Here is a 19104-nt window from a genome sequence, read left to right as displayed (position 1 = left end):
TTTATATTTTTTTGATAACTCGTGCAGGATTTCCTGCCAAAAGGACATTGTCACCGAATGACTTCGTCACGACAGACCCAGCTCCAACGACCACATTATCTCCTAAGGAAACTCCGGGAAGAATGGTTACTCCTCCACCAGCCCAGAAATGATGTCCAATCGTGATTGGCTTACCATATTCCAGTCCTGCCACTCGTTGGCTCGCTTCAAGAGGGTGAAGTGGGGTTAGCAGCTGCACATTAGGGCCTAACATCGCATTGTCACCGATTGTAATCGGGCATACATCTAAAAAGGTACAATTAAAATTGGCATAGAAATTTTCACCCACATGGATATTGCAGCCATAGTCACAGGCAAAATTTGGCTCTATATGAATCCATTCACCCGTGCTACCGAACCATGATTTGAGCAGTTGAGTGCGTTTTGCTCTATCTAATTCTTGATTGAACTCCATGCGGTATTGACGAGCTAGCTTGCGTAATTGCATTAATTCTGGGTCGCTAGCATCGTAGAAGTCGCCTGCCAACATTTTTTCGCGTTCGGTCATTCTTTTTAATTCCTTTCCAACAACATTGACTTGATTGGCTCAAAGGTCTTTCTATGAATCGGTGTGATTCCCTTTTTCTGTAAGCCCTCCAAGTGCTTAGCTGTCCCATAGCCTGCATTCTGAGCAAAATCATAGCCAGGATAAAGCTTATCAAAGTCTGTCATCATTTGATCCCGAGTGACCTTTGCTACAATGCTTGCAGCAGCAATAGAAAGACTGGTGGCATCGCCTTTAATAATAGAGGTCTGGGCAATAGGTGTATCTAGGGTCATAGCATCAACCAGCAAATGTTGCGGCGTTTTTGATAGGTGAGCCAAGGCTTCTAGCATAGCAAGTTTGGTCGCCTCATAGATATTGACTTCGTCAATCACCTGGCTATCCTTGATGCCGATTCCTACAGTAATTGCTCGCTCCTTGATTTCTTGATAAATAGCTTGATGTTTGGACTTTGGAATTTTCTTGGAATCATTCAAATAGCGGATTTTACAACCTTTTGGCAAAATGACCGCAGCTGCCACCACTGGTCCTGCCAAGGGACCGCGTCCAACTTCATCAATTCCTGCAATCAACTCAATTCTTTCTGTATACAAAGCTCTTTCATAGACCAGCATTTGCTCTAGCCGTGTGTCTTCTGCTTCTTCGGCTTGCAAATCTTTGATTTTTTTCTGGACTAATGTGTGTACTCCTACTCGTCTATCCCCAGCCAACTCCTCTAAACGAGGGTCCGTCCTATCTGTAATAGTCGTTAGCAGCTCCTTGATTGCTCTAATTGTTGCCATTTGAGTCCTCAACTGTATCCAAGGTATAAAGACCTAGCTTGCCGTCCCGCACTTCTTTGACAAATAGGGTATAGAAACGGTCATAATCCTCACGAAAACCAAGTTTTTTAGTCATATCCATAATGATTTCAGGTGCTTCATCTTCCAGATTCATCTGCTTAAAACGCTCTTTTAAGGCTTCTGGGTAATGAGTTTTAAAATAGTTCAAGCCGAAAATCGTCACCTCATCCATAGGTAGGAGATTATCCTTGATTGCACCTGTTAGAGCCAGCTTGAGTCCCACTTCTTCATCTTCAAATTTAGGCCATAAAATTCCTGGTGTATCAAGAATTTCTAAGTCTTTGTTAGATTTGAGCCATTGTTGCCCTTTGGTAACACCCGGTCTATTTCCAACGACTGCAATTTTCTTACCCGCCAAGCGATTCATTAGGGTTGATTTTCCAGCATTAGGAATCCCAATAATCATGGTACGCAAGGTTTCAATCTGAATGCCTCGTTCTTTCTGACGATCCATTTTCTCCTGCATCAGTTTTTTAGCTGCTTCTGTTACTTTTTTGACAGTGGCTTGTTCCTTTGAATTAACTATCAAAGTCAAAATGCCCTGGGCTTCAAAATAAGTCCGCCAATTCTTAGTCGCTACAGGATCCGCTAAATCAGCCTTATTTAGAATGAGTAATTTGGGTTTATCGCCCACAATCTTTGTGAGCATAGGGTTTTGACTGGATAAGGGCAAGCGTGCGTCAACCAAGATCGTCACAAAATCAACAAATTTCAGATTTTCCTGCACCTGCCGTCTTGCTTTTGACATGTGCCCTGGGAACCATTGAATAGTAGCCATGGTGAATACATCCTTTCATGCTGTGGTTTGTAGTTATACAAACCTGCTTTTTCTTTCGTATATAGTCTTTTAGTCTACTTTTAGTACTAGTCAAGGAGCTGCAGGCTGTACTAGAGTACGGCAAAGCGAGTGAACGAAGTAATAAAAGATAAACGAATGACTATAAAATCCAAATAGATGCCTCAATTTAGGGTATTTGGAAGTTCAAAGTGCCACAGTTGTCACTGAGGTGGCTGATAATAAAAACACAAATCATACTAGATTTTGTAACTGATAAGGTCAGCTATTAGGCTTTGTCGAATAGCTGACCTTATCAGTTGTCATTCAACTTTTTAACATTTTGAAAGAGATTGAAGTATTATTTTTCTAGTATTTATGGTACTTCTATTCTACCCTATAAGCTAAAAAAATACCATAGTAAGCTTACTCTCCTTACTATGGTATTATAATCTTTATCAAGGAAGTAGGGATAGTACGATGATGAATGGATAGTCCGACCCGGCAATCACATCAGTAGCCCTCCCTTTCTACACAGAGTAAAACGTGGCTTTTTTCTACAACATATATATTGTGTGAATAATTCTACTATCATTACAATCTTCCTGTTGCCCAAAAACTGAAAGACTAGGCGTAAGGTATCTGAGGGATTGTCGAAAAACAGTAGCTGAGTATATCCACCGTATCTTCTTAAAAATTCAAGGTTTCAAGAATGTGATGAAGAGAATCTAAACGAGAATCTCTGGAAGAAATCCTTTGTTCGTCTCGTATTTTCTGTTCATTTTTGAGAAAATTTTCATAGTCTTCAGATAGAATTGCATAGTTTTTAAAGCGGTGTCTAGCATGACGAATTGTTTGCTGAAAGAGTTTATCAGCCTCAAGTGGATTGACATATATTAAGGAAGAAAACCGTTCTTGTTTGAGCATAAAATCCAGCATCTGATCAAATTTTGGACGTTTAAAATCAAGCACCATTGGATTTTTCCCCTGTTTTTCCAGTTGAGGATTGTAACGATAGAGAGACCAATAACCTGATTCAACCGCTTCTTTTGCTTCCTCTAATGTTCTTTTCATGCCATATTCTAGACCATGGGCGATACAAGGAACATAGGCAATAACGAGGGAGGGACCGGGATAATTTTCTGCCTCTTCAAAAGCCTTGATGACTTGAATTGGATTGGCTCCACTTGCCACTTGTGCTACATAGACATTACCGTAGGTCATAGCCATTCTACCCAAATCTTTTTTAGTACTACGGTTACCAGAAGATGAAAATCGGGCAATAGCGGATGTCGGAGTAGCTTTTGAGACATGCCCGCCTGTGTTAGAGTATATCTCATTATCTAAGACAAGGATGTTCACATCTGCTCCACTTGCCAGAATATGATCCAAACCTCCATAACCAATATCATATGCCCAGCCGTCACCTCCCACTATCCATTGAGAGGGCTTGACAAATAGATCTTTTTGTTCATAGAGTGCTTGCAGCAGCGGATTTTTATCCGACAATTCCACTTCCAAGAGGTTGATAAGCTTGGCGCTACGAGCTCTCGTTCCCCGTCCTTCGTTAATATGAACAATCCAGTCTTGAAGTAGGGCAGAGAGTTCTGGGCTGGCGACGGACATTGCTTCTTGTGCTAGAGGAATCAAGAATTTTCTTCGCAACATACTAGCAACCATCATACCGTAACCAAATTCCGCATTATCTTCTAGTAAGGAATTGCTCCAAGCTGGTCCTTGACCACATTTGTTCGTACTATAGGGCGTAGTTGGAGCCATAGCTCCCCAAATAGACGAGCAACCAGTCGCATTTGCAATCATCATTCGATCGCCAAACAACTGGGTCAACAGCTTAACATACGGGGTTTCCCCACATCCTGAGCAGGCTCCCGAAAATTCTAGCAAAGGTTGTTCAAATTGGGTATAGGCTATCGTTCCTGGTTTAGCCGGGTTTTCTTTTGCCCGTAAGGTCATTGAAAAAGCCCAGTTAATCGCTTCTTGTTTCAAGATTTCTTCATTTTCTATTGATGCAGCCATCATTTTTAAAGCCCTCCCCTTTGCTGGACAGGCATTCACACAAAGCTCACAGCCCGTACAATTTTCAACAGAAACTTGAATCCGATACATGAGTCCATCTTTTCCTTTAAAATCCCTGACTCTGTATCCTTCTGGTGCCCTATTTAACTCATCTTCTTCGACTAAAAAAGGACGAATCGCTGCGTGGGGGCATACGAACGAGCAACGACTACATTGCACGCAGTAGCTAGCATCCCACTGAGGAACTTCCAAAGCTAGACTTCGCTTTTCTTGTGGAGCAGTTCCTAGTGGAATATCTCCAGCAACCATTCCGTGCTTGACAAGCTGTCCAACTGAGACCGACTGACCTTCTAGTCTGTTAAGAGGTCGTTGGATAGTCCCCGCATAACTGGATGATGGAATCAATCTTTTCTTTTCTACAACTTCACAAGCCTGCCATTCTTTTGGAACCTCTACTCTTTCAAGAGCGCTGATCGATAAGGCAATCGCACGGAGATTTTGCTCAAGGATTTTTTCTGATTTTTTTGCGCAGGTTTTCATAGCTTCTTCCTGTATCCATTTGAGAGCTTCCTCTAGAGGGAGGAAATGGGTTAGTTGGAAAAAGGCAACTTGCATACAGATGCTAAATTTCTGAATCAATCCTACTTCATGAGCGATTTTGTAGGCATTGATAATGTAGAACTGAATGTCATAATCTGCTAAAAATTTCTTGATGTGAGCTGGTAAACGTTTCGATAGCTCTTCCTTGCTCCAAGTGGTATTGAGAAGAAAAATCCCTCCCCTTTTTAATCCTTTTAATACATCAATTTGCCTTAGATAAATCTGACTTGTTACTCCAATAAAATCCGTATGTTGCACAAAATAAGAAGACTGTATGCGCTCATCACTGACCCGCAAATGCGATACCGTAACACCGTTTTGCTTTCTTGAATCGTAGTAAAAATAGGCCTGAATCTGTTTTGGTGTCTGATTGCCAATAATACTAATCATTGATTTAGTAACACTGATTGACCCGTCACCACTCAATCCCCAAAACTTTGCTTGAAAGGTGGCTGTTGATGTCAAATCAAGAATTGGAAGAGTCGGTAAGGAGAGGTTCGTTACCTCATCATCAATTCCAACTGTAAAATGCTTTTTTGCTCTAGGCTGCTGTAATTCATCATAAATCGCCACAATCTGGTCAGGACTTGTGTCTTTTGAGCCAATGCCATAACGTCCTCCGATAATCTTGGGGCGGTGCTTGCTTTCATACAAAGCGGACTGTACATCCATAAACAAAGGTTCCCCAACTGCTCCAGGTTCTTTTGTTCGATCCAGTACAGCTATCGCCTCTACAGTTTTCGGAATTTTTTCTAAAAAATTTTCAATTGGGAACGGGCGATAGAGGTGAATCTGGATAAGCCCTACTTTGCGACCATTTAGATTGAGATAATCAACAGTTTGCCTAATCGTTGAAACAACTGACCCCATTGCAACAACTAATTCCGTTGCTGCAGCATGACCATAATATGTCACTAAATCATAGTCTGTTCCACGAAGTCGATTGATTTCTTTCATATACTTTTTGACAACATATGGAAGAATATCATAATGCCGATTAACCGCTTCTCGCTGTTGAAAATGTAGATCTGGACCTTGGTTTGTACCTGATGCTGTTGGATGATTGGGATTCATTGCGCGAGAGCGAAATACCTCTAAAGCCTCTTGGTTGATTAGCCCTTTCATCTCTTCATATTCTACAACCTGGATTTTTTGCATTTCATGGCTAGTCAAAAAACCATCAAAACAACTGATAAATGGCACACTTGTTTCTAGACTGGCTACATGTGCTACTATTGCCAAGTCCATCACTTCTTGAACGGTGCTTTCTACCAATATAGCAAAACCAGACTGACGAACAGCCATGACATCACTATGATCGCCAAAAATGCTCAAGGCATTGGTTGATACCGAGCGAGTAGCGACATGAAAAACAGTTGGTAACAACTCACCAGCAATTTTATACATGTTGGGTAACATCAGCAATAGTCCTTGAGAGGAGGTAAAGGTTGTTGTTAAAGCACCTGTTTTTAATGAACCATGGACAAAACCGGCTACCCCTGCTTCGGATTGCATCTCGACAATCGTTAAAGGGGTGCCAAAGATATTTTGACGATTTTCAGCCTGCCAACAATCGACACACTCTCCCATTCTAGAACTGGGAGTTATGGGATAAATACTTGCAATTTCACTAAAAGCATAAGCAACATATGCCGCAGCTGTATTACCATCCATAATTTCTTGATGTGACATGCGCAACTATTCCTACCTTCCTACAGTTCCACAAGATCCGAGGGCGTTTTATAGTCATTTCGTTTCTATTTTTTATTACTTCGTTCACTCGTCTTGCTGTACTCCAGTACTACTTGTGACTCCTTGCCTAGTACTAAAAGGCTATAAGAGTGAATGTATCCTTACGGATACAGCGAACAAAAGCGGAACGCTTCGTCGTGTGACCTAGGCAAAGGATAGCTAGGTTCGTCACAAATGATACGAGGGAAAGACACAAAGCCTACCCCATTTAGGGCATCCGTATCTGTAAGCAGACTTATCCTGCAACAGCTTCTGGATAAAGAAGCTTGGGGAGCCTTTGCCCAGTAAATGTCTATTTCCCGCCCCTAAAGTAGCGTATACCTTTGGAGCTAGGAATAGGAAGATGTGTCCCTAAAGATAAGCACAGCTAGCTGTAACCCTATTAAAACTGGAACATCTGTATCTCTTTTGACGACCATTTTTAGTCCGAACTCAGTTACATGAAGATACAAGAACGTACGGGGCTTAAGAAACTCTCCACTGGATAATTTGTAAGCAAACTAATACTCATTTAAAATCAAAATTAGCATTTCTTACTACTTCCTTAAGTTGTGCGGACAGATACGGAGTTTCATTCCTAATTTTTGAGCTAAAGGTTGTGAAAATCCCGTCCTCAGCAACAAGGTATTTATTACCGGGGATACCACTACGGCGGAAGTAGCCTTTTAGCTCACTACGTTCGCTTTCCCTTGAAAATTAGTATAAAAATTCGCTATTTTTGAAATTAGTCAAGTATAAGTCTGCAAGGATTACACACAGTCTATACGAAAACGGGGCTAGTTATATCCTTTTATAAAAAGCCCATCCTATAAAGTTAGGAGGGGCTTGTCTGCCTTATGTCAATCCCTTTAGTAAGCGCCCATTCATTCTATTCAATCTTTCAACGAGTATTCATTACTCTTTGGTAAGATTGTTTCCACTTCTACATGTGGACGTGGGATGACGTGAACAGATACTAACTCGCCTACACGTTGGGCGGCAGCTGCACCAGCATCTGTAGCTGCCTTGACTGCCCCTACATCTCCACGAACCATAACGGTTACGAGCCCACCTCCAACGTGTTCTTTACCAATCAAGGTGACGTTTGCCGCTTTGACCATCGCATCTGCTGCTTCAATAGAGCCAACCAAACCTTTTGTTTCAACCATTCCTAATGCTTCTGAGTGCATATTTGCTACCTACTTTCTATTTTTATGAAGACTAAATTTACTACTTATGTGGCACTACAGATTCAATTTCCACATGTGGACGCGGGATAACGTGAACAGATACCAGCTCGCCTACACGTTGGGCGGCAGCTGCACCAGCATCTGTAGCTGCCTTGACTGCTCCTACATCTCCACGAACCATAACGGTTACGAGCCCACCTCCAACGTGTTCTTTACCAATCAAGGTAACGTTTGCCGCTTTGACCATCGCATCTGCTGCTTCAATAGAACCGACCAAACCTTTTGTTTCAACCATTCCTAATGCTTCTGAATTCATCTGATACCTCCTTTATTTTACCAATCTCACTTTACTCTTACCAGTTACTCCAAGGGCATTTGCCTCTTCTGTATCTAAATGACACTCTAAAGAAAAGCTATCCTTTACACGGATAATAACATGTTGGATAATACCTCCACGTTCACCTGGTAGTTCCAAAGATACCCTTTGATGATTCTCAACTCCGAATCGTTTGGCATCTGCTGGGGACATGTGTATATGCCGTTTAGCAACGATACAGCCTTTTTCCAACTGAACAGATCCTGCCGGACCTATAATCGTACAACCTGGTGTATTGTCTATTTCACCTGAAAGCCGTAGGGGAGCTTTCACCCCTATTTTAAAACAGTCGGTCCTAGTCAATTCAACTTGCGTCTCCTTTCTGACGGGTCCTAGAATACGAACTTTTTCAATCACTCCTTTAGGGCCTACAATCATGACACATTCTTCCAAGGCATACTGGCCAGGTTGAGATAAATCTTTTAATTTTTTAAAATGATAACAAGCCCCAAAAAGAATATCTGCATCTGCTTGTGACAAGTGTACATGGTGATTAGAAACCCCTAGAGGAATAGCAAAGTCACGATTGTCGTCCAATTTGTATGAAGTTTCTGAAACAGGTTCTATTGAAGAAGTACCCATCTCAATACCACTCAAGTGATGAACCATTTGATAGAGTAGACTTTCTAAATCTTCGCTCATAATCGCCTCCTCTCATTTATGCCTTAAAGCAGATAGAATCTCACGTACAATAGCTTCATTATCTGCTTGAGTTTGGGTGCTAGCCTGTGCGACAGAATCATCCAATACAGCTGTTTGTTGCCCTTGCTGTTGTTCAAAATTTGTCTGGATTTCTTGGGGTGTTTGCTTTAGAAAGAGCTTCTTTTCCCCTGCTCTTTTATCAGCCTTATCCTGTATAATTGGCGATAGGCTACAATTAACCGTCTCGGTTAACGGGTGAAAGTACGCTGCTTTCGGTAATGATTGAAAATAATCATCCTCGGCTATTATGTGTGTCACATCTTTCAACCCATAAGCGACAGTCTTGATATTCACCAAATGTTCAGGAGTTAAATTGTCTGAAACCGAACTACCTCCGTCTGTTCCACACCCTAATGTAAATGCAATAGGTAAACCAGTCGAAATGCCAGTACCACCCTGGCTACCGCCAGTGTTAATCAAAATCCGTGAAGCTGGTTTACGAGAGAATCGGAAAATGATTTCTGGATCTTCTGTGTGTATACTCATCGTATGACCAATACCGTTTTGCAACAAACGGATACTCAATGTACAGGCTTCTTCCCAATTCTTTACTACATAGAATCCTAAAACAGTTGTCAGTTTTTCAAATGATAGTGGATTACCTTGACCAACACCGGCCTGCGGTCCAATCAAAATCTTTGTATTTTCTGGAACAGATAAGCCAACAGCGTTTGCAATCGCTATAGCCGATTGACCAACAAATGTTGGATTCATAGAGGGGTTACAACCTTTTGAGTCTCCTCTAAAGAGGACTCTACAGACCTTATCCGTTTCTTCCTTAGTCATAAGGTAGCATCCCTGAACTTTCAATTCCTGCAGCACTTCTTCCTTATTTGACTCTTCACAAATGATAGCCTGCTCTGATGCACAGATGGTTCCATTATCAAAGGTCTTAGAAGCAACTATACGAGCAACTGCTTTTTTCACATTGGCTGTTTTTTCAATATAAGCCGGTGAATTTCCAGCGCCAACTCCGATAGCAGGTTTACCGCTACTATAGGCAGCCCTAACCATACCTGGACCACCTGTTGCGATGATGAGAGAGATGTCTTTGGCATGCATCAATTCATTTGTCGCTTGAAGGGTTGGATTGGTCACACAACCGATAATGTGTTCGGGTGCACCGGCTTTAACAGCTGCTTTTCGAAGCAAATCAGCTGTGGCAATACTACAGCGCTTAGCTGAGGGATGCGGTGCAAATACGATTGCATTGCGTGATTTAATCGCAATCATTGTTTTGAAGATAATCGTAGAAGTCGGGTTGGTCGAGGGAGTAATTCCTAGTAGCACCCCCATTGGTTCTGCGACACGAAATATTTTTTTACTTTCATCAAAGTCAACGATGCCCGATGTCTTGCAGTCTTTTATTTCGTCATACAGTAGTGTGGAAGCAGCATAATTCTTATAAGCCTTGTCAGCCAGTTTACCAAATCCAGTTTCTTCAACAGCCATGTCTGCTAAGTAGTACGCATTTGCTTCAACGGTTTCCACAATATTCCGCAAAATCGCATCAATTTGCTCATCCGAATAGGCTGCTATCTTATCAGAAGCGCACTTTCCCTCTTTTACAAGATTTCTTGCTTCTTGAATGGAGCAAAGATCAATGTCAACTGTCTTCATTTGATTTATCCTTTCTATGTCATTCCTTAATTTTTCCCTCGTTTTTCAAATTCTTCCATTAAAACAGCAACCATTTTTCTTCTAACCATTCCTTGGACTAGCTCTTCTGTTTTCTCCAAACGTTTTCGATACTCATTTGAAGTCAGATGTATTTCCCCTGGTTCAATCTCCACAGGAGTTTCAAGGAAAACTGGTTGACATTCCTGCACTACTTCCTCTAGCTCTGCTGTGGTTTTTGCTCCTTTTTGTTTTATGTCTTCATCTTCTTTATATAAGGGGATTACCTGATTGTCGGGTCTCGGAATGACATGCGAGCAATAACAGTAGGTATCTCCCAAACCCTTAACTGTACTAGCTCCAGCCTCTACTGCTGTCTTAACTGCACCAATATCTCCAGTGATAGACACATTCACTAAGCCTCCTCGGACTTTTTCAGTCTTTCCCAAGGGAATAGCTGCTAGCTTTAGCATAACATCGGCAGCTTCAACTCCTCCAATCAAGCCATACGTTTCAACCATACCTAACGCTTCCATATGATTTCCTCCAAAACGACATCAAGGATGGGTTGTATAGAACAGTTTCGCATTGTCAGGTGAACTCCAAATAACATCAGAACCTGCAGGGATAAAGAGGACATCTCCAGCACGCCCCACATATTTTTGACCGTCAATTTCAATACATACAGTACCAGAAATAACATAATCAATTTCCTCATATGGTAATTTCCAAGCAAAGGTTGAGCGGTCAATTTCGAGAAAACCTGCACTCATTTTGGCTTCAGCTGTACCAACTAATTCTTGGTAACGAACAGTTGCCTCTGGATTTCCTGTTTCAAATGAATCCATTCTGACAGTCCCACCTTTGATAACTTTCATACCGTTAGAATGGACAACGCTACGATAGGGTAAATTCGCTTTTTCAATTTTCTTATCGCAAGTCGCCAGCATCCGCTTTAAAAGAGAGAGCAATTCGTCCTCAGAAATACCATACTCTCCTTTTGCAGCTTTTTTCTCCCACCTTTTCTGGCCAACATCAAAAGAAATACCACATTTTTGAGCCTCATCTCGGGCTGCTGGCGTGATGATTGTATCTGCATCAATATAACAAGTCGTTTGACCAGCTTCATAGCAGTCAGAAATATCTTTTACCACAACTAATTTTGCCATTTTGCCTCCTTTGTTAGGAAAAATGATCTTTTTTTCCATTTTGCTTTTTTATTTCACCATAATTTTCATCAATGATACCGATAACAGCTGCATCAACAGGCATTTGATCATTCCCCATCATTCGGCGAGCTGCTGTTCCTGTAGTGACAATGACACGATCACCAATACCAGCACCAATCATATCCACCACCACTAAAAGTTCGCCTGCCCTGCTCCCACCTTTTACCTCAGCAAGTAAGAATTTGACTCCACTTAAGGTATCGGACTTTCTCGTAGCCCAAATCGTATCTATCAATTCTGCAACTAGCATACTCCCTCCTCAATAGATAATTTCTTGACTACAGTTCATTGCAATACCAATCGGTGTAACAAACATCGGATTTTTGGGTTTAATGGTTTTTATCCCTATCTCTTTTTCGATGATGCTCTCAATGCCTGTCAAACAACTTGTTCCACCTACTAGGCAGATGACTTCCACATCAAAACCGTCAATGTGCTTCTTTATAATCTTAGCAATTTTTTCGACAACAGGTTTGAGGATTGGAAGTAATGCTTTATGATTTTTTGAATTGCGTTTATAGACATCCGCTTCATCTATATCAATTTGATAGGCACCTGAAACGACTAGCGAGAAGTGAGTTCCACCAGTTGCTTCATCTGCCACTTTTACAACCTCACCGTCTTTTAAAATAGAGATTCCTGTTGTACCACCGCCAATATCAACAATTACGCCATTTTCCAAACCAATGATTGTGTTTGCTGCAGTGGGTTCGTCTACCAAGGCCGTCAATTCAAAGCCAGCGCTTTGGACAACATTTTTAATCGCTCCAGCGTCCAATCTATTTGTTCCGGGCGGAATGGCTGCCGCTGCATAGAGTAATTGGGTATCTAGTTGTGTTTCCAATCTTTCTTTTAATTCACATAGGATATGAATCGCACCGATATAGTCTACTACCATTCCGTCACGAATCACATTAGCAGGTTGGTGGGCACCAGCAACAATATTTTTCTTACTGTCTAATACCACTAAAACAATGGAAGCCGTTCCTAAATCAATACCTGTAAAATAAATACTACTTTTAGATACAATGGTTTTTTTCTCTGCCTTTTCAAAATCAGCCACATACTGGTCACATATTTTTAGCAACAGATTAGACATCTCGTTTAACCTCCCCGCTCTCGTTTAGATAATAAGCAATCAGCTGTTCTAAGCGATGAATAATTTTTAACAGATAAGATTGTGCGATGCCCTCTAGCTGTCCAACCCATGCCTCCAATCGAAAGTAAAGAGGATAGAGCCGTGTCAGTACGCGTCCTTTATTGGTCTGTAACAACATACCGACGATTGATAAATTTCCAATAATAGCCTCCTTGTCCATCTGTACTGTATCTGTATTCACCATTGTAATGGGTGGTAAACCATGGTCTTCATTTATTCCCGCACATGCCAGACTGCGTTCAATTATCTTTAATTCCTCCGCTAAAGCTGTATCTGTACTGGCTAAATCACAGGCTGTTTTTAACAGTTCACATCGAATGGCAAACCATTCAGTCTGATGAACCGTTGCAAGTAAATTGCTCCTTTCTTTTGCTTTTGGAATCTCTTTTTTCTGCAAAGAAATACCCCTACTCTTTCCTGTCTGTTCATCTTCATCGATTATCCTAATCTTACGGTCTATCAGAAATGTTCTTGCTCCAGGTGTTAATCTCGAATTTTTTGGAATTGTAAAGGTATCGAAAGGAAAATTATGATACTCAACACGCAAATCATTTTCGGTTAAAAATTTCATAAACTCCCTCCTTCATGTAACGTTCGACTGCTTTCAAGTAATGATAGTTTATTTGCTGTGAATGTTAACAAGTTTTGTAGCTTGTAGACGAGTGAGACTCGTGTCAAACGCTCTCGGCTCTTGCTATACCTCTATAAATTTCCTCGATTTCTGCTACGGTGACAGCTCGGGGATTTGTTGGTGTACAAGCATCTATAATGGCACGCCTTGCCATTTCAGGAATCATCTTTTCAAACTCGACAGGGTCAATTCCCAAGTCCTTAATGGTCATTGGCATCTCCATTTGCTGCATCAAGCTTATGATGGCATAATTCAAGGCACGTACGCATTGTTTTGCTGTTATACCATAGATGTTCAAGACATTCGCCATTTGTGCATATCGTCTGGCAACTGCTGTTTCACGCTCTGCTTCTAATGAGGCGTTGAATGAAATGATATGCGGTAACAACACTGCATTTATCCGACCATGCGGTACATGGAAGAAAGCGCCAATCGCGTGGGATAAGCTATGGCAAATCCCTAAACCTGCATTGTTAAAAGCAATTCCTGCAATGGAAGAGGCATTGTGCATTTTTTCACGAGCAAATGGATTATCTCCTTTTTTATAGGCTTCAACAATATAGCGAAATGTTAAGGTCGCTGCTTTTTCTGCACAGGCATCCGAAAAATCGGTCGCATGTTTTGATACATAGGCTTCTAAACAATGGGTAAGAACGTCCATTCCGGTATCGGCGGTAATGGCTGGTGGAACACTCATTGTAAAGACGGAATCAAGGATAGCAATATCTGGGACAAGAGAATGATCGACTAAGGCATACTTTTCATTCCTTTTCGGATCTGAAATAACCGCAAAAGTCGTATTTTCACTTCCGCTTCCACTTGTTGTTGGAATCGCAACCAGAATCGGCTTTGCTACCCTTTCTGACTCCGTGTATACTCTGACAACAGCTTTGGCTGCATCCATGGCAGAACCACCACCTACCGCTAGGACAGTATCTGGTTTGAACTCTCTAATTTCAGCAATGCTTTCAGATATAACCTCAATGGTAGGGTCAGGTACAATTCTTGAAAAGACCTTGCTAAGAGCCCTCATTTCTTTTAAGCAATCCAATATCCTATGGATCATATTACTCTTTTCAACAAAAGGATCGCAAATAATATAGGCTCTAGCGATAGACAACTTTGAAAGTTCTTTTATAGATCCCTGTCCTAACACAAATTTCGGTCCTACACTAAATTCTTGTATATTCATTGATTCCCCTCTTTTATTTTTTCAATTATTCTAGGCTTTCTGGAGCTTTGAAAATCCAATTCAACCCCAGTTCCTTTTGGCAATCAAGAGCCCCTCCTTGCTATCTTATTGCCCAATAATGATGATAAGTGCCAGAATTTGAAAACTCTTTGAACCATTTGGTGAATACCTCCTTAACTCCCTGCTAACATGCAATAGCATCAGCGCTCCGTAAGCATTTGCTGGTTCAAGATGATAACTAGGATTTCTCAGATAAGACTCTAAAACAAAGATAAGCTAGCAGGATAGACAAATGAACTGAAAGTCTGGAAGATTTTCCAGCATATTTAGTAAGTTCTTTCTTGCTATTATGGTCTGAACCAATGATTCATAATCGTTTTTCATGAACGGGTTAGAGGAACGACCGTGAAGTCCAAATTGGTTTTGAAATAATCTACAATGCTCTTCAAAGCTGTCTCCACACTTTGAAGATCTCCGCTGAAGATGACAGAACCTGTAAAGCGGTCAACAAAGCAAATCTCAACATCTGCCGCCTTGCCTGCAATATCTGTTGCAATGATAGCTGTTTCATAAGGGGTCAACGCTAAAATCCCAATCGCTCCCTTGTGGGATATCCCAAGGCTGTCATAGACGGCACGAATCGGAGCCGCAATCACATGCACCAAGGTAATCTGTTTTCCTGGAACCGATTCTTGAATGATGCGAGTTATCTTTTCCATCCTATCTGTCAACATGTTCCCTCCTTAACAAGTCAGTGTTTTACCACGGTCACTGGAAAATTGTAGGATAAAATATAGCTTTCAATTCTGTCTAAATCAGATTGACTCAAAGAGGGGTCACCCTCTATCTTGTATTCCATACCAAGCTGATAATATTTATTGACGCCAAGCTTATGATACGGTAATAAGTCGATTCCTTTGAAATTAGGATACTCTTTATAAGGTAGTAAAAATTCTACAATGGATTGGATTTCTTCTTCACTATCATTGATTCCTTTTAGCATTGGCATCCGAATGCTTATATCGCTTCCTACCTCAAGGAGTGATACCAAATTCTTCAAAATACGTTCATTTCCAACCCCTGTCCATTCATTATGTTTCTTTGAATCCATATGTTTCAAGTCAAATAAAAACAGATCAGTGTATTCGGCAACTCTCATAACAACTTTATTAGGCACATGTCCTGCTGTTTCTACAACAGTGTTCAATCCGTCTTGCTTACAAGCTTGTAACAAGGCTATGGCACCTTCAGCCTGTGCAAGACACTCACCACCGGACAGGGTAACGCCTCCACCTGACATCTCATAAAAAATATCATCTTCGTGGATAATCTCCATAAGTTCAGAAATCGTCTTAGACTCTCCAGCAATAGTGATAGCCCCTTCTGGACAGCCATCAATATCAGATTTGCTCGGAAATCTTTTCTGATATTGGCGGATATCAATAGGATGTTTTTCGTCTGAATAATCATACGGAACAGGATTCTTTTGATTTTTATAAGCAAAGCAAGCTTTCCCTAAAGGACACGTTCTAGCGCAAGCATTATAGGGTTTACACAGGGTTTCCTTATACATAATCGCAGAACCAAATTCCAACCCCTCCGGATTTGCGCACCATTTACAACGCATGGGACAACCTTTAAAGAAAACGATCGTCCTTATTCCAGGGCCGTCATAAAGGTTGTACTTCTGGATATTAAATACATTGATTCTAGTTTCATGTCTTTTTGTTGTTACGACCACTATTTGTTTCTCCTCTTAAGGATTGAGTAACGTTTAAGCGAGATAAAACTACTACAACTTCTGATTACTCTTGTAACAGTAGGGCATAGGAAACGTTTGATTAAATGGTCTGCAATACTGTCCTTGAAATGATTTCATCTTGTACGTCTTTACACAACTCGACAAAGAAAGCACTGTATCCCGCAACACGAACAATTAGATCGCGGTATTTCTCTGGATGTTGTTGAGCATCAAGCAGGATCTGATTATCAAGATAGTTAAACTGCATTTCACCATTTCCGAGAATACTTGCTGTACGTAGGAGAGTAATCAAGCTTTCTTCTCCCTGAGGAGTTTCAAGCAATCCAGCCATAATCTTAAAGTTATGCACCATGCCGATGTTCATATTTTCATTAGCCATTTTAGATACTGACTTAATAATGGCAGTAGGTCCTTTCGTATCCATACCATGATCTGGTGATATACCATCTGACAGCGGTGTCCAAGCTCGGCGGCCTGAAGCAGAGGCACCTGTGATTTGTCCCAAAGGAGTATTGTTTGAAATAGACAAGGTTCCGTGACTCAGTACTGAGAAAAGGGTACGATATTTTCGATGTTCTTCCTCTGTAAATTCGACAATGTCTGAAGTAAAGTAGTCTACATAGTCATTATCGTTCCCATATTTTGGAGCTTCAAGACAGTCTTTTCTGATGTGGTCGTACCCTTCAAAGTCTGCTATTAAGGCCTTGTTTAATTCTTCTAAAGTGTATTTTTTATCCTCAAAGACTAGTTTCTTAATCGCTGCCATCGAGTCTGCATAGTTCGCAAGTCCTGACCACACGACCCCCGGACCAAAGTTATAGGTAGCACCGCCAGCTTTAACATCACAACCATGTTCCATTGTACCCTCATACATCATAGACATCAAAGGGACAGGGACGAGTTCACGGTGTACACGCTGTGAAATAACCGTCATAACAGAAGTCCACTTCGTAACGTACTTGATGGTTTCTTTGACTGCTGCTTCAAATTCCTCAAAGGTCTTGTATTGCTCAAGGGGTCCCATGTCTGGTGTCACTGGCTTACCATACCAAAGTGGTACACCACGGTTCAAGGTGGTTTCGATCAAAAGTGGCCATTGAGTGTAGGCTGTGGAAGTCCATTGATAAAGACGTCCAGATTTTTGCGGTTCTACACACCCCATGAGGCAGTAGTCACGAGCATCTTCCATAGATACCCCTTTTGCCAACATCATTTTGATATGACTATCATCAAAGTGACAAGCTGGGAAACCTAGACCCGCACGTATAACCTCAACGATTTTTTGTAAGTATTTACGAGGTGATTTATTATGGATACGCGCAGCCAATGTCGGTTGGTAAACCCTCACATGACGAATCGCATCCATTAAAAGATAGGTCAAATCGTTTGTTGCATCACGCCCTTCACGAGTCACACCACCCACGCACATGTTAACGAATGGTTGGTAACCCGCAAAAAATTTAGAAGAACCCTCTGAAGTTAGCCACATCATTTCGGACATCTTGATAAACATGGAGCCAGCAATTTCAAATGCTTGGAAATCATTCATACGCCCCTCTTCGATATCTTTCTTATAGAATGGATACATGTATTGGTCAACACGACCAATGGAAAGACCTGTCTGATTTTCCTCACAAAGGAGTAAGAGTTGAATGGTTACTAGATACTGCATTGCCTCCCAGAACGTTTCTGGTTTATGAGCTGGTACATTAGCATTGACGTGAGAAATCATTTCTAATTCAGCTTTCCGTTTCGGGTTCTTTTCCTTGCTTGCTAATTGTCCCGCATATTTGGACATCCGTTGGGCATAGATAATGACACCTTCTGCTGTTAAGATTTGTCCCTTGTAGAAGTAAATCTTTTCAAGGTCATCGGGATTGCCATAATCCAATTCTTCCAAGTGAGCTGTTGCTTCTTTAATAATATCTAGCATCCCTTTTCTCATACCGACAACGTCATAGCCTGGATTGGAGTCACCACCACCGGATTGTGCATGATAGGAACAGTCAGAAACATATGATTCACCTGATAATTCCCAGGCACCTGCCTCTCGATATTGTGATTCACAGATTTCATCAACAGATTTACCAGTCCAGTACGGGAAGATTTCTTCTACTAATATTTTTTTGTCTTCTTCTGACAAATCATACGGATCTTGCGGACGAGTAGATACAGTATCCAATTCATCACGGAGCCAGCGCCAAGAAATATCTGGTGAAAAAGCACCCCAACGCGGTCCACCGTTTGGTGCACCAACCAACAATTCATTATCTTGAATGATAAGCGGCGCAATTTTACAAAATTCTTTAAAGGCTGTAGCACGTAGAATGGCTTTGGGCATCCCCTCATTTTCTTTTGCCACGCGGGTCAAGTTAATGGCCCGAATCAAAGAAATAGTTGGCCGAGCGCTTAAGTACTGATCTTTCAAGGCTTGCAACCGCTGCGTTATGCCGTCTGGAATGTCTGTACCCTCACTCGCAAGGGCAGGTGCTACATCTGGTTTTGTAATATCATCTGACACACTTTGGAAAATACTAGCAAGCGATGCCCGCTCTGCATCACTTAGCTGTTTTGTTGCTTCTTGTAACTTGGTTTTAAATTCCTGCATATCCATTTCAATACTTCCTCTCTTTCCTCAATCTAGAAAATCCATGATTACTTTATTTTAAATTCGTTCACTCACTTTGCCGTACTCTAGTACAGCCTGCAGCTCCTTG

17 protein-coding genes are annotated in these 19104 nt (G+C 41.3%); all 17 read right to left on the bottom strand.

All coding sequences use genetic code 11. The features are described from left to right. Position 1: 1 nt before the first annotated feature. The gene (locus tag E4T79_RS00580; protein ID WP_135026799.1) at positions 2-547 is read right to left on the bottom strand and encodes a sugar O-acetyltransferase; all 546 of its coding nucleotides are present in this window, start codon (positions 545-547) and stop codon (positions 2-4) included. Between the two features lie 5 nt (positions 548-552). Then, a complete protein-coding gene (locus E4T79_RS00575; RefSeq protein ID WP_135026798.1) occupies positions 553-1326 on the bottom strand; it encodes a ribonuclease HII in 774 nt (257 codons plus the stop codon). Beyond that, entirely contained in the window at positions 1313-2164 is an 852-nt protein-coding gene (gene ylqF / locus E4T79_RS00570; protein ID WP_135026797.1) for a ribosome biogenesis GTPase YlqF, read from the bottom strand. The genes E4T79_RS00575 and ylqF overlap by 14 nt, the downstream gene beginning before the upstream one ends. Before the next feature lie 687 nt (positions 2165-2851). Then, on the bottom strand, positions 2852-6490 hold the full coding sequence (gene nifJ, locus E4T79_RS00565) for a pyruvate:ferredoxin (flavodoxin) oxidoreductase (protein ID WP_135026796.1): 3639 nt from the start codon (positions 6488-6490) through the stop codon (positions 2852-2854). 932 nt (positions 6491-7422) lie between these two features. Beyond that, entirely contained in the window at positions 7423-7719 is a 297-nt protein-coding gene (eutM, locus tag E4T79_RS00560; RefSeq protein WP_135026795.1) for an ethanolamine utilization microcompartment protein EutM, read from the bottom strand. A 40-nt stretch (positions 7720-7759) separates the two neighbouring features. After that, a complete protein-coding gene (gene eutM, locus E4T79_RS00555; RefSeq protein WP_135026794.1) occupies positions 7760-8035 on the bottom strand; it encodes an ethanolamine utilization microcompartment protein EutM in 276 nt (91 codons plus the stop codon). Between the two features lie 12 nt (positions 8036-8047). After that, positions 8048-8737, bottom strand: coding sequence for a phosphate propanoyltransferase (locus E4T79_RS00550; RefSeq protein WP_135026793.1), 690 nt, complete (start codon positions 8735-8737; stop codon positions 8048-8050). Positions 8738-8749: 12 nt separating this feature from the next. Next, positions 8750-10435 carry an acetaldehyde dehydrogenase (acetylating) gene (locus E4T79_RS00545; protein WP_256958195.1) on the bottom strand — a complete coding sequence of 562 codons (1686 nt, stop codon included), beginning with the start codon at positions 10433-10435 and terminating at the stop codon, positions 8750-8752. 8 nt (positions 10436-10443) lie between these two features. Next, the gene (locus E4T79_RS00540) at positions 10444-10950 is read right to left on the bottom strand and encodes a BMC domain-containing protein (RefSeq protein WP_135026791.1); all 507 of its coding nucleotides are present in this window, start codon (positions 10948-10950) and stop codon (positions 10444-10446) included. Positions 10951-10971: 21 nt separating this feature from the next. Beyond that, positions 10972-11583 (bottom strand): cupin domain-containing protein, encoded by a 612-nt coding sequence (locus tag E4T79_RS00535; RefSeq protein ID WP_135026790.1) that lies wholly within the window; start codon positions 11581-11583, stop codon positions 10972-10974. 13 nt (positions 11584-11596) lie between these two features. Beyond that, positions 11597-11893, bottom strand: a complete 297-nt coding sequence (locus E4T79_RS00530) for a EutN/CcmL family microcompartment protein (RefSeq protein ID WP_135026789.1) — start codon at positions 11891-11893, stop codon at positions 11597-11599. A 9-nt stretch (positions 11894-11902) separates the two neighbouring features. Next, positions 11903-12742, bottom strand: coding sequence for an ethanolamine utilization protein EutJ (gene eutJ / locus E4T79_RS00525; protein ID WP_135026788.1), 840 nt, complete (start codon positions 12740-12742; stop codon positions 11903-11905). After that, positions 12735-13373 carry a hypothetical protein gene (locus E4T79_RS00520; RefSeq protein WP_135026787.1) on the bottom strand — a complete coding sequence of 213 codons (639 nt, stop codon included), beginning with the start codon at positions 13371-13373 and terminating at the stop codon, positions 12735-12737. The genes eutJ and E4T79_RS00520 overlap by 8 nt, the downstream gene beginning before the upstream one ends. Positions 13374-13476: 103 nt before the next feature. Continuing rightward, a complete protein-coding gene (locus E4T79_RS00515) occupies positions 13477-14625 on the bottom strand; it encodes a 1-propanol dehydrogenase PduQ (RefSeq protein WP_135026786.1) in 1149 nt (382 codons plus the stop codon). Positions 14626-15005: 380 nt separating this feature from the next. Next, on the bottom strand, positions 15006-15359 hold the full coding sequence (locus E4T79_RS00510; RefSeq protein ID WP_135026785.1) for a BMC domain-containing protein: 354 nt from the start codon (positions 15357-15359) through the stop codon (positions 15006-15008). A gap of 17 nt (positions 15360-15376) precedes the next feature. After that, complete coding sequence (gene cutD / locus E4T79_RS00505; RefSeq protein ID WP_135026784.1) at positions 15377-16366, bottom strand: choline TMA-lyase-activating enzyme; 990 nt, start codon at positions 16364-16366, stop codon at positions 15377-15379. Positions 16367-16466: 100 nt separating this feature from the next. Continuing rightward, positions 16467-19001 carry a choline trimethylamine-lyase gene (gene cutC, locus E4T79_RS00500; protein WP_135026783.1) on the bottom strand — a complete coding sequence of 845 codons (2535 nt, stop codon included), beginning with the start codon at positions 18999-19001 and terminating at the stop codon, positions 16467-16469. Positions 19002-19104 lie beyond the last annotated feature (103 nt).

Source organism: Streptococcus sp. LYSM12, assembly GCF_004569635.1.
Classification (GTDB): domain Bacteria; phylum Bacillota; class Bacilli; order Lactobacillales; family Streptococcaceae; genus Streptococcus.
The sequence above is the reverse complement of the archived record's forward strand: the minus strand, read 5'-3'. Positions and strand labels throughout refer to the sequence as shown.

Bases quoted from the DNA above. Each gene is read 5' to 3' on its own strand.
- E4T79_RS00580 (WP_135026799.1), bottom strand. From the start codon at position 547: ATGACCGAACGCGAAAAAATGTTGGCAGGCGACTTCTACGATGCTAGC.
- E4T79_RS00575 (WP_135026798.1), bottom strand. From the start codon at position 1,326: ATGGCAACAATTAGAGCAATCAAGGAGCTGCTAACGACTATTACAGAT.
- ylqF (WP_135026797.1), bottom strand. From the start codon at position 2,164: ATGGCTACTATTCAATGGTTCCCAGGGCACATGTCAAAAGCAAGACGG.
- nifJ (WP_135026796.1), bottom strand. From the start codon at position 6,490: ATGTCACATCAAGAAATTATGGATGGTAATACAGCTGCGGCATATGTT.
- eutM (WP_135026795.1), bottom strand. From the start codon at position 7,719: ATGCACTCAGAAGCATTAGGAATGGTTGAAACAAAAGGTTTGGTTGGC.
- eutM (WP_135026794.1), bottom strand. From the start codon at position 8,035: ATGAATTCAGAAGCATTAGGAATGGTTGAAACAAAAGGTTTGGTCGGT.
- E4T79_RS00550 (WP_135026793.1), bottom strand. From the start codon at position 8,737: ATGAGCGAAGATTTAGAAAGTCTACTCTATCAAATGGTTCATCACTTG.
- E4T79_RS00540 (WP_135026791.1), bottom strand. From the start codon at position 10,950: ATGGAAGCGTTAGGTATGGTTGAAACGTATGGCTTGATTGGAGGAGTT.
- E4T79_RS00535 (WP_135026790.1), bottom strand. From the start codon at position 11,583: ATGGCAAAATTAGTTGTGGTAAAAGATATTTCTGACTGCTATGAAGCT.
- E4T79_RS00530 (WP_135026789.1), bottom strand. From the start codon at position 11,893: ATGCTAGTTGCAGAATTGATAGATACGATTTGGGCTACGAGAAAGTCC.
- eutJ (WP_135026788.1), bottom strand. From the start codon at position 12,742: ATGTCTAATCTGTTGCTAAAAATATGTGACCAGTATGTGGCTGATTTT.
- E4T79_RS00520 (WP_135026787.1), bottom strand. From the start codon at position 13,373: ATGAAATTTTTAACCGAAAATGATTTGCGTGTTGAGTATCATAATTTT.
- E4T79_RS00515 (WP_135026786.1), bottom strand. From the start codon at position 14,625: ATGAATATACAAGAATTTAGTGTAGGACCGAAATTTGTGTTAGGACAG.
- E4T79_RS00510 (WP_135026785.1), bottom strand. From the start codon at position 15,359: ATGTTGACAGATAGGATGGAAAAGATAACTCGCATCATTCAAGAATCG.
- cutC (WP_135026783.1), bottom strand. From the start codon at position 19,001: ATGGATATGCAGGAATTTAAAACCAAGTTACAAGAAGCAACAAAACAG.